Origin of the sequence: Lactobacillus taiwanensis DSM 21401 (assembly GCF_001436695.1) — a bacterium.
Classification (GTDB): Bacteria; Bacillota; Bacilli; order Lactobacillales; family Lactobacillaceae; genus Lactobacillus; species Lactobacillus taiwanensis.
The window spans coordinates 1-1,839 of sequence record NZ_AYZG01000027.1 but is presented as its reverse complement, the minus strand read 5'-3'; the positions used below and the strand labels follow the sequence as shown (position 1 = coordinate 1,839).

The window sequence follows — 1,839 nt, the reverse complement described above, 5'->3', positions numbered from 1 at the left end:
TGATCCGTACCGTGTCAAGTAGACAGTTAAAATATATAAAATGATTGATGAACCAACCTGTTTATGCAGGCTGGTTTTTCTTTGCTTCTATTTCTTCCCAATAATCTTTGTAACGCTTATCCTGTTTGATTTTATATTCTCTGGCTTTACTTGGATTACGTTTTGCTTCTGCTCGTACTTCTCCTGCGGTTTTACCTTCAAACCGTTCTTGTGGATCGTAATTTATGTAATAATCAATAGTCTTATTAAAAGCGTGCACCATTTCTTCGTAACTATTTATTTCTGGATATAAGACCAATCTCATTTCTTTGATTATTCCTTGCCACCCCTCCATAGGACCATTATCAATACAGCGACCAACCCTAGACATTGATTGTGACATGCCATGTTCTTTCAATTCGTTTGTAAATGGAACACGGGTAAACTGAAATCCACGATCACTGTGAAGCATTGCATGACTATCAGGTTCTTTTTTCCAAGCAGCTATTAGGGCCGCATTAACTAATGCAGTATCATTACGCTGGCTTAAAGCATAACCAACCGGATATCTATCATAAAGATCAAAAATAGTGCAAAGATAGATCTTTTTACCTGTGCCAGGGATCTTTTCTTCAGTAATGTCAGTACACCATTTTTCATTAGGCTTAGAAGCATTAAAATTACGATTTAACACATTAGCAGACGTTTCCTCAGGTCTAGATGCTTTGTAGCGATACTTCTTATTAAATCTAGCTTTGCTTGTGTAGATATAGTTAACGCACATTAAGCGTGCAACAGTTCGCCGATAGATTTTAGGTTCGCCTTCTTCAAGTTCATTGTTTAAGGCTAATGTCATCTTAGGTGAACCAAAAAGACTGTTATTGCTCTTAGCGATTGCTTTAATACGCTCAAGAATCTTTTGATCTCTTAATTCACGTTTGCTCGGCGTATGCTTCAACCACTTGTAATAAGCCGATCGAGCAATATTAATTTGTTTGCACATCCAATCAATAGGCCAGTTGTATTCTTGATGGCACTGCTTGATTAATTCATAAAGAATTTGTTTTTGACTGTGTCTAAGATCTATTTGCCTTTGCTTTGGTTGTCCAATAACCACATCCTCTCTAAATCCTTCACTTTTTTTAAGAAAGCTATTTCTCTATCTTTGATTTGGTTTTGCATCTTAAGGCGTTCAACTTCACGCTTAAGCCTTTCTGTTTCAGTTAGGTCCGACTCTTTTAGACGATGGCCTCGTTTGTCTTTAAGTCCTTTTGATCCTTTAGTTTGATACTTCTTGCACCAGTTATATACCTGAGCATAACTACAGTCATACTTAATTGCCGTCTCTTTATAATTCCAATTATGTTTCTTGCAGTATTTAACAATACTTTGTCGTTCTTCTAGGGTTGTCTTTCTTCTACTAGTCATATAAGCCTCCGGGGTAGGATCGTAATCCTGCAATTCTTGATGACTATTATACTTGATAACCCATTGTCTTAGTTGATGAGGACTTCTTAGACCAAACTTATTTGCCAGATTTAAATAGGAACCTTCACCTGCTAAATAAGCAGCTACACACTTAAGCTTAAATTCTTTTGAATACCTTTTATTACGATTATGAGGTTTTAATGCGTCCTCACCATCCACTTGGTATGCTTTTACCCACATACGTATCGTGCTATCTGGAACGTCTAAAGCATTTGCAATAGATGGATAGTTTTCTTCACCGTTTAAATATTGCTTAACTGCTTTAAGCTTCACCTCAAAGCTAAATCTACTTTTTCTAGACATATAAAAAGTCCTACTTTCATAGATAGTACTTTATATATTTGTACTGTCTACTAAAGTAGGACTATATCA

General features: G+C 36.1%; 2 protein-coding genes. Both read right to left on the bottom strand.

Annotated features, from left to right (window positions below; translation table 11 throughout):
* Positions 1 to 61: 61 nt before the first annotated feature.
* Complete coding sequence (locus FD18_RS04775) at positions 62 to 1,096, bottom strand: IS3 family transposase (RefSeq protein ID WP_083486757.1); 1,035 nt, start codon at positions 1,094 to 1,096, stop codon at positions 62 to 64.
* Positions 1,063 to 1,770 (bottom strand): helix-turn-helix domain-containing protein, encoded by a 708-nt coding sequence (locus FD18_RS04770; RefSeq protein WP_057718875.1) that lies wholly within the window; start codon positions 1,768 to 1,770, stop codon positions 1,063 to 1,065. The genes FD18_RS04775 and FD18_RS04770 overlap by 34 nt, the downstream gene beginning before the upstream one ends.
* Positions 1,771 to 1,839: the final 69 nt, after the last annotated feature.